Here is an 8400-nt window from a genome sequence, read left to right on the forward strand (position 1 = left end):
AGAGAACAACCATGTGGCCGAACCGTCGACTGATCGATCTCTTCAAGACCGAATTCCCGATCGTGCTGGCGCCGATGGCCGGCGTGATGGACGCGGAGCTGGTGATCGCCGTTGCGCAAGGCGGGGGGCTCGGCTCGCTGCCGAGCGCGATGCTGTCGCCCGAGAAGGCGCGCGAGCAGGTCAACATCATCCGCCAGCGCGTCTCCGCGCCGGTGAACATGAATTTCTTCTGCCACACACCGGTCGAGCTCACAGCCGAGGCGGAGGCGCGCTGGAAGCAGCGCCTCGCGGGCTACTACAATGAGCATGGCCTCGATCCTGCCGCACCCATCAATGCCGCGAACCGCGCGCCGTTCGACGCCGGCTTCTGCGAGGTCGTGGAGGAGCTGAAGCCCGAGATCGTCAGCTTCCACTTCGGCCTGCCGGAGGCCGCGCTGCTCAAGCGGGTCAAAGCGGCAGGATGTCTCGTCATCTCCTCGGCGACCACGGTGAGGGAAGCGATCTGGCTCGAGCAGCACGGCGCTGACGCGGTGATCGCACAAGGCGCGGAGGCCGGCGGTCATCGTGGCATGTTCCTGACCGACAAGATCTCGGAACAGCCCGGCACCTTCGCGCTGGTGCCGCAGGTGGTCGACGCGGTGAAGGTCCCGGTGATTGCGGCCGGCGGCGTTGCGGATGGCCGCGGCATTGCAGCCGCCTTCGCGCTCGGCGCGGCCGGCGTGCAGATCGGGAGTGCCTATCTGCGCTGTCCGGAATCCAAAGTCAGTGCAGCGGCACGGGCGGCGCTCGCCGAGGGGCGGGATGATTCCACCGTTATCACCAATGTCATGACGGGGCGGCCGGCGCGTGGCGTCCAGAACCGCCTGATGCGCGAGGCCGGCCCGATTTCGCCGGACGCGCCGCCATTTCCCCATGCCGCAACCGCGCTCGGACCGCTGAAGGCGGCTGCCGAAAAGCAGGGCAGGGTAGATTTCACCAATCTCTGGGCCGGACAGGCGATCGCCCTCGGCCGCGAGGTCCCGGCAGCCGAATTGACCCGGGATCTCGCCAAAACGGCCCTGGCTCGCATGAAAGCTCTCGCCGGATAGGTCCCCGCCGCCGGTTGCGGCGCAAAAGCGGCCTCTGCTATACGGCACATAGGTTTTTGCCGTGAGAGGCCTTATATAATGTCCGTCGACGCCGCTACTGTCCGCCGCATCGCGCATCTGGCGCGCATTGCGGTTTCCGAGGGCGAGGTTCCGCATCTGCAGGGCGAGCTCAACGCCATGCTCGCCTTTGTCGAGCAGCTCTCGGAGGTCAATGTCGAGGGTGTGGAGCCCATGACCTCGGTCACCCCGATGCAGATGAAGAAGCGGCAGGATTTGGTCAATGACGGCGAGGTCGCCGACGATATCGTTGCCAACGCGCCCGCGACCGAAGGCCACTTCTTTCTGGTGCCGAAGGTCGTCGAGTAACTTGCATAGCGTTTTCGAGCGAAGTGGAAGCCGGTTCGCGTAAAGAAAACGCGTCAAACTAAAGAGTCTTAGGACGTGGTCCGATGTGCATGCTTTGCGACGACGAGAAGGCCTATCAGGCCTATATGAACTATCTCGACAAGATGGAGCGGCAGGGCAAGGCCGCCGACCCCAATGTCGCCGTGAATGCCGTGCTCGACGAGATCGAGGCGGCGGCCAAAGCGTCCGCCAAAAAAGACGACCCGGCCAACGACAAGTCCCTGTCTCCGTTCTTCTGCAGCCCGATCAATAAATGACCGATTTGACATCGCTGACGCTCGCCGAGGCCCGCAAGGGCCTCGCGGCCAAGACTTTCACGTCCCTCGAGCTGACCGACGCGCATCTGAACGCGATCGAAGCCGCGCGCGTGCTCAATGCTTTCGTCATGGAGACGCCGGACCAGGCGCGAACCATGGCACGCGAGGCGGACGCCAGGATCGGGAAGGGCGATGCGGGGCCGCTCGCCGGCATTCCGCTCGGCATCAAGGACCTGTTCGCGACCAAGGGCGTGCGCACCACGGCGTGCTCGAAAATCCTCGGCAATTTCGTGCCGACTTACGAGTCCACCATCACCTCGCAGCTGTGGCGCGACGGCGCGGTGATGCTGGGCAAGCTCAACAATGACGAGTTCGCGATGGGCTCGTCGAACGAGACCTCGTGCTTCGGCCCGGTCGGCAATCCCTGGCGGCGCGACGGAAGCAACGCGACGCTGGTGCCGGGCGGCTCGTCTGGCGGCTCGGCCTCCGCCGTGGCCGCGTTGCTCTGCATGGGCGCCACCGCGACCGACACCGGCGGTTCGATCCGCCAGCCGGCGGCGTTCACCGCAACGGTCGGCATCAAGCCGACCTATGGCCGCTGCTCGCGCTGGGGCATCGTCGCCTTTGCCTCCTCGCTCGACCAGGCCGGTCCGATCGCGCGCAGCACGCGGGATGCCGCGATGCTGCTGCGCTCGATGGCCGGCCACGATCCGAAGGACACGACCTCGGTCGACATGGCTGTGCCGGACTACGAGGCCGCGATCGGCAAGTCCGTGAAGGGCATGAAGATCGGCATTCCCAAGGAATACCGGCTCGACGGCATGCCGGCCGAGATCGAAAAGCTTTGGGAGGCGGGCGCGGCCTGGCTGAAAGCGGCAGGCGCCGAACTCGTCGAAGTGTCGCTGCCACACACCAAATACGCGTTGCCGGCTTATTACATCGTGGCGCCGGCGGAGGCGTCCTCCAACCTCGCGCGCTACGACGGCGTGCGTTACGGCCTGCGCGAGCAGGGCCGGAACATCAACGAGCTCTACGAGAACACCCGCGCAGATGGTTTTGGCGCCGAGGTGAAGCGCCGCGTCATGATCGGCACCTATGTGCTCTCGGCCGGCTATTACGACGCTTACTATTTGCGCGCCCAGAAGGTGCGCACGCTGATCAAGAAGGACTTTGAGGATTGCTTCGCCAAGGGCGTCGACGCGATCCTGACGCCGGCGACGCCATCGGCGGCTTTCGGCATCGGCGAGAAGGGCGGCGCGGACCCGGTCGAGATGTACCTCAACGACATCTTCACGGTGACCGTGAACATGGCGGGCCTGCCGGGCATCGCCGTGCCCGCCGGCAAGGACGCGCAGGGCCTGCCGCTCGGCCTGCAGCTGATCGGCCGTCCCTTCGACGAGGAGACGCTGTTCTCGCTCGGCGAGGTGATCGAGCAGGCCGCCGGCCGCTTCACGCCGGCGAAATGGTGGTGAACATGGCGGCGTATATCGCCAGCCTCGACGGCGTCGCGCCGCTGCCGGATCTCAGCGCTCCGCTCGCCGCACTGTGGTGGGCCGCCAAAGGCGACTGGGACCAGGCGCACAAGATCGTCCAGGACGAGAGCAGCCGCGAGGCCGCCTGGGTGCACGCCTATCTGCACCGGGTCGAGGGCGACCTCGGCAATGCCGGCTATTGGTACCGCCAGGCTGGCCAGCCCGTGGCCACGGATTCGCTTGAAGCAGAATGGCAGCGCATCGCCGATACGCTGGGTGGGAGTGCATCCGCATGAGCGAGCCTGGTTTCACGGGTCCGAAAGCGAAGCCGGAGGATTTATTCGGCCGTTTTCGCGAGATCGTTTCCGATCCGCTCAACCTCCTGATCGAGCGCGTCCCGATGGCAGGCCTCGTCGAAGGCGACCAGGTCTATCTGCATAACGGCCTGAAGGTTCCGGGCATCGGGCCCGGAGCCTATTACGGCCCCTTCAGCAGTGTGCTCATCATCAATCGCGGCGTCCACGAGCCGCTGGAAGAATATGTCTTCCAGGAATTGCTGAAGCGGCTGGGCGAGGCGCCCTCGATGATCGAGCTCGGCGCCTATTGGGGCCACTATTCGATGTGGCTCAAGAAGGCGCGGCCCAAGGCAGAGGTCATCCTGGTCGAGCCGGATCCCGCTTGCCTGAAGACCGGTCAGGATAATTTCGCGCGCAACGGACTGCGGGCCGAATTCGTGAAGGCCTTCGTCGGCAAGGGCAAATTCGAGGTCGACGCCTTCTTCAGGGACAGGAAGATTAAGCATCTCGACATCTTGCATGCCGATATCCAGCCCTTCGAGGTCGAGATGCTGCAAGGCGCGGAGAGCGTGCTCGCCAAGCGCCGCGTCGATTATCTCTTCATCGCAACCCATTCGCAGGCCCTCCATGACGAGGTCGTCGATCGTCTCAAGGCGCACGGCTACCGCGTTGAGATCTCCAGCGATTTCGAGGAGCAGAGCACGTCGTTCGACGGCTTCGTGTTCGCCTCCTCGCCGGAGGTCGACGCGCTGTTCGGAGAGATCGAGGTGATGGGCCGCCGCGAGATCGCGTTGCGCCAGCCGGCCGATGTGCTTCGGTCGCTCAACGGGCTCCTCGAAGCCGGTGAAGCGCGAGCGGTCAAGGGACCAGTAAAGGAACCAGTCAAGCCATGAACGCACCTGCCGCACCCCACAAGCTTCTCAAGGGCTCAACCGGTGACTGGGAGATGGTCATCGGCCTGGAGGTCCACGCTCAGGTGACGTCGAACGCGAAGCTGTTCTCCGGCGCCTCCACCGCGTTCGGCGGCGAACCGAACTCGCATGTGTCGCTGGTCGACGCGGCGATGCCGGGTATGCTGCCCGTCATCAACGAGGAATGCGTCAGGCAGGCTGTCCGGACCGGACTCGGGCTGAACGCGCAGATCAATCTGCGCTCGGTGTTCGACCGCAAGAACTATTTCTATCCAGACTCGCCGCAGGGCTACCAGATCAGCCAGTACAAGTCGCCGATCGTCGGCGAAGGCGAGGTCGTGGTCGAACTGGACGGAGGCAAGACCGCCACGATCGGCATCGAGCGGCTGCATCTGGAGCAGGACGCCGGCAAATTGCTGCACGATCAGTCGCCGACCATGTCCTATGTCGATCTCAACCGCTGCGGCGTGGCGCTGATGGAGATCGTCTCGAAGCCCGACATCCGCGACGCCGAGCAGGCCAAGGCCTATGTGACCAAGCTGCGCTCGATCCTGCGCTATCTCGGCACCTGCGACGGCGACATGGAGAAGGGATCCTTGCGCGCCGACGTCAACGTCTCCGTGCGCAAGCCGGGCGCGCCGCTCGGCACCCGCTGCGAGATCAAGAACATGAACTCGATCACCTTCATCGGCCAGGCGATCGAATACGAGGCCAAGCGCCAGATCGAAATCCTCGAGGACGGCGGCGCGATCGACCAGGAGACCCGGCTCTACGACCCCAACAAGGGCGAGACGCGGTCGATGCGGTCCAAGGAAGAGGCGCACGACTATCGCTACTTCCCCGATCCCGACCTGCTGCCGCTGGAATTTTCGCAAAGCTTCGTCGACGAGCTGAAGGCTGAGCTGCCCGAGCTGCCAGACCAGAAGAAGACGCGCTTCGTCGCGGATCTCGGCCTGTCGGCCTACGACGCCAGCGTGCTGGTCGCCGAGCGCGAGAGCGCGGTGTTCTACGAGACCGTGCTGGAGAAGCTCGCCAACCGCGCGCGCGATGGCAAGGTCGCCGCGAACTGGGTGATCAACGAGTTGTTCGGTCGTCTCAACAAGGAAGGCCGGGATATTACGGACTCTCCGGTCGATGCCGCACAGCTCTCAGGGATCATCGACCTGATCGGCGAGGGCACGATCTCCGGCAAGATCGCCAAGGATCTGTTCGAGATCGTCTGGCAGGAGGGCGGCGATCCCCGCGCGCTGGTTGAAAGCCGCGGCATGAAGCAGGTCACGGATCTTTCGGCGATCGAAAAGGTTGTCGACGACATCATCGCGGCCAATCCCGACAAGGCGGCGCAGGTCAAGGACAAGCCGCAGTCACTCGGCTGGTTCGTCGGCCAGGTGATGAAGGCATCCGGCGGCAAGGCCAACCCGCAGAGCGTCAACGAGCTGCTCAAGTCCAAGCTCGGCATCTGACCTCGCGCGTTCGAACGAGGTGACGGACAGGCGTCGTCACCTCGCTTCGGTTCGCGATGCGACGCTCGCGCGCATCCTCTGCGACGAACTTCATCCCGATCGAACGCGATACGCCGACCGAATCGCCGTCACGCGATTCGCGCAAAACGGCGACTTGCACGCGCTCTGACGAGCGTTCGCGCCGTTAATCATGAAAATATTTTCGTTGCCAAAAGTCGCGACTCAGAGTCCGCGAAACGCCTTCGCGAGGCGCTCGCGCGATCGGCAGGATGCATCATTGCAACGATCGCGCGCGATGCGCGCGCGCAAAAAAATACTTTCTGCATAGCGTTTTTCTGCAATCGCATCTCTCGCAAAGGTCGATGCTGCGGGCACTCTCCGCGATCGCAAGCACACGTCATGCAGACCGCTTGCATCGCGTTCGCCAAGCGCAGGCGCGTTGCGTCGTCAACACTTCTTTAAGCGAGACGCTGTTTTTTTCGTTGTGTTGGTGTATTCGGGATGAGTGTGCACTCGATCCCCGACTGCATGCAGCGATTAAGCCATCTCACACATCGGAGGGCAACATGGCCAAGAAAGCTAAGAAGGCAAAGAAGGCGAAGAAGGCGAAGAGCGCAGTGAAGAAGACTGCGAAGAAGACCCGCAAGGTCGCCAAGAAGAAGTAACTTCGCTTTTTGAAGTTGCCGGCTCCTAGAGAGCCGGCACGTCATCAGCGCCTCTCAAAAGGTTCTGGTCGACGATAGAGGGTGTCGGCGAGACATCAGGTCAACGGTCGGATCGTTCTCTTTCGCGGGTTCGCTCGCCAAAGGCCGGTCCGGCAGAAGAAACAAGTTTTCTTCGTTCGTGCGGTTCTCCGTAAGGGGCTCCGCAATTTCACAAGTGGCCTTCGGGCCAACGTGGAAGCTGGTCCTGACGTGTTCGCCGACGCCCTCGTTCTCATGAGGCCGGGGTATTGCCGGCATTCCCATATCCCGACATTGTTGATCTGACCGCGGCGTGGCCGTTCTGCCCTTGACCAGGCGGGTTCGCATATGAGGTCTCAGCGGCGCCTGAGCGAGCGCCTCGTCCTTCGAGACGACCGCTTCGCGGCCTCCTCAGGATGAGGCTCAGCTGCACCCATCTGCGTTGCTGCTGCCGCATCCTCATCCCTCATCCTGAGGGTCCGCCGCAGGCGGGCGTCTCGAAGGATGGCCGCAGTCGAGCTTCCAGCCATATGTTTCTTCATATGCGCGCCCTGCTCGAGCAGGGAGGCTGCGGCGCAATTGCTCGCTGTTCGCGCGCCGCTGGTCCATTCGCGGCGTCATCGCCCGGCTCCGATCGGGCGATCCAGGACGCCGCAGCTTCCCGTGGGACCATTGCTGTCTCTGGAATACTGGTGACGACAGCGGGCGGGGACGCCGCAGAACCGACGTCACCGTGTGCAATGGTTATCGTTCTCCCAAAATCCCAAGGTAAACCGAATCTGACGAATTGCAGAAGTGCCTGCAAAACTGGGACTTCTTGCATTTGTCGCACGCCCCTGGGGCGGACGCGTTTACGTCTGCTTCATCGCGATGTTTAAACTGCCATTCAAATTTGCCCGCCATCATTACCTCCAACAAGCCGGCAAACGGCACGGGCAAGAAGCCTCGGGGATGAGTTGAACAGTTGATTGGACGGGAGCCGCGCTCGGGGGACGGGACGGCACAAAAAAAGGGGATGCGTTATGTTTCAGGGTACTTTCGATCTGGAGACCGCGACGCCGATCGACGCAGACGCGCTGTCGGACGTGCTGTTCGAGCGCGGCCTCTATTGGGCGAGCGGACGCTCCGGTCTCGTCGATCTCGTCGCCGCGCACAAATGGTTCAACCTCGCCGCGCTCAAGGGCCGCAAGGACGCCGTGACGCTGCGCCAGGAAGTCGCCGGGCAGATGTCGGACGCCGATATCTCGGCCGCCCAGCGCGAGGCGAGGGCATGGGTTTCCGCCCACTGAGTGGAGATCACGTCCTGGCCGTCGTTTCGCAGGTGAAAGCTGATTTTCGCTGAATCAGGTTCCCTCGTGCTCCGCCAACCGGATTCGGGGCGGCATGAGGCCACCGTCGCGTGTCAGGTGAAGGAACGCACAGATCTCGGATTCTGCCTGAGCGACCCGAGACATAGGTGACAGTTCGTACCGGACACATGGGTTACACTTTCCGCTTTTGTTCTGCGGGAGGTGTAGATGCCGTGGAAAGCGAGTTCGGTAATGGAAGAGCGCCTTCGCTTTGTCGCCCGGCTGTTGGACGGGGAAGCCATGACGGATGTGTGCCGGGAGTTCGGCATCTCCCGCAAGACCGGCTACAAGATTTTCGATCGTTACAAGGAACACGGGCTCGAGGCGCTGAACGACCGCTCCCGACGGCCGGTTCGCTACGCCAACCAATTGCCGGCCCAGATCGAGACCCTGATTGTCCAGTTCAAGGCCGAGAAGCCGCATTGGGGTGCGCGCAAGATCCGCGAGTTGCTGGTGCGCCGGCTCGATGGCGATGT

The 8400-nt window shown here is 63.2% G+C and carries 9 protein-coding genes; all 9 read left to right on the forward strand.

Annotated elements, in window-relative coordinates; all coding sequences use genetic code 11:
- Positions 1–11 precede the first annotated feature (11 nt).
- Complete coding sequence (locus tag ABIB91_RS03250; RefSeq protein WP_354158337.1) at positions 12–1088, forward strand: NAD(P)H-dependent flavin oxidoreductase; 1077 nt, start codon at positions 12–14, stop codon at positions 1086–1088.
- 78 nt (positions 1089–1166) lie between these two features.
- Positions 1167–1454: an Asp-tRNA(Asn)/Glu-tRNA(Gln) amidotransferase subunit GatC gene (gene gatC, locus ABIB91_RS03255; RefSeq protein ID WP_354158335.1), complete on the forward strand. Its 288-nt coding sequence runs from the start codon at positions 1167–1169 to the stop codon at positions 1452–1454.
- An 83-nt stretch (positions 1455–1537) separates the two neighbouring features.
- A complete protein-coding gene (locus tag ABIB91_RS03260) occupies positions 1538–1750 on the forward strand; it encodes a hypothetical protein (RefSeq protein WP_007603337.1) in 213 nt (70 codons plus the stop codon).
- Complete coding sequence (gene gatA, locus ABIB91_RS03265) at positions 1747–3222, forward strand: Asp-tRNA(Asn)/Glu-tRNA(Gln) amidotransferase subunit GatA (RefSeq protein ID WP_354158332.1); 1476 nt, start codon at positions 1747–1749, stop codon at positions 3220–3222. The genes ABIB91_RS03260 and gatA overlap by 4 nt, the downstream gene beginning before the upstream one ends.
- Positions 3213–3518: a hypothetical protein gene (locus ABIB91_RS03270; protein ID WP_354158330.1), complete on the forward strand. Its 306-nt coding sequence runs from the start codon at positions 3213–3215 to the stop codon at positions 3516–3518. The genes gatA and ABIB91_RS03270 overlap by 10 nt, the downstream gene beginning before the upstream one ends.
- Positions 3515–4411 (forward strand): class I SAM-dependent methyltransferase, encoded by an 897-nt coding sequence (locus tag ABIB91_RS03275; RefSeq protein WP_354158328.1) that lies wholly within the window; start codon positions 3515–3517, stop codon positions 4409–4411. Before ABIB91_RS03270 ends, ABIB91_RS03275 begins: the two co-directional genes overlap by 4 nt.
- Positions 4408–5892 (forward strand): Asp-tRNA(Asn)/Glu-tRNA(Gln) amidotransferase subunit GatB, encoded by a 1485-nt coding sequence (gene gatB, locus ABIB91_RS03280; RefSeq protein ID WP_354158326.1) that lies wholly within the window; start codon positions 4408–4410, stop codon positions 5890–5892. The genes ABIB91_RS03275 and gatB overlap by 4 nt, the downstream gene beginning before the upstream one ends.
- A gap of 1705 nt (positions 5893–7597) precedes the next feature.
- Positions 7598–7864, forward strand: coding sequence for a hypothetical protein (locus tag ABIB91_RS03285; protein WP_007603354.1), 267 nt, complete (start codon positions 7598–7600; stop codon positions 7862–7864).
- 228 nt (positions 7865–8092) lie between these two features.
- Positions 8093–8400: helix-turn-helix domain-containing protein (locus ABIB91_RS03290; RefSeq protein ID WP_354158324.1), on the forward strand; the 308-nt coding region annotated here is incomplete at its 3' end.

It is taken from the genome of Bradyrhizobium sp. JR4.3 (genome assembly GCF_040547695.1).
GTDB lineage: Bacteria > Pseudomonadota > Alphaproteobacteria > Rhizobiales > Xanthobacteraceae > Bradyrhizobium > Bradyrhizobium canariense.

What these genes read in the sequence shown, in the direction of transcription:
- ABIB91_RS03270 (WP_354158330.1), top strand. Translation starts at nt 3,213, where the DNA reads ATGGTGGTGAACATGGCGGCGTATATCGCCAGCCTCGACGGCGTCGCG.
- gatB (WP_354158326.1), top strand. Translation starts at nt 4,408, where the DNA reads ATGAACGCACCTGCCGCACCCCACAAGCTTCTCAAGGGCTCAACCGGT.
- ABIB91_RS03275 (WP_354158328.1), top strand. Translation starts at nt 3,515, where the DNA reads ATGAGCGAGCCTGGTTTCACGGGTCCGAAAGCGAAGCCGGAGGATTTA.
- gatC (WP_354158335.1), top strand. Translation starts at nt 1,167, where the DNA reads ATGTCCGTCGACGCCGCTACTGTCCGCCGCATCGCGCATCTGGCGCGC.
- ABIB91_RS03285 (WP_007603354.1), top strand. Translation starts at nt 7,598, where the DNA reads ATGTTTCAGGGTACTTTCGATCTGGAGACCGCGACGCCGATCGACGCA.
- ABIB91_RS03260 (WP_007603337.1), top strand. Translation starts at nt 1,538, where the DNA reads ATGTGCATGCTTTGCGACGACGAGAAGGCCTATCAGGCCTATATGAAC.
- gatA (WP_354158332.1), top strand. Translation starts at nt 1,747, where the DNA reads ATGACCGATTTGACATCGCTGACGCTCGCCGAGGCCCGCAAGGGCCTC.
- ABIB91_RS03250 (WP_354158337.1), top strand. Translation starts at nt 12, where the DNA reads ATGTGGCCGAACCGTCGACTGATCGATCTCTTCAAGACCGAATTCCCG.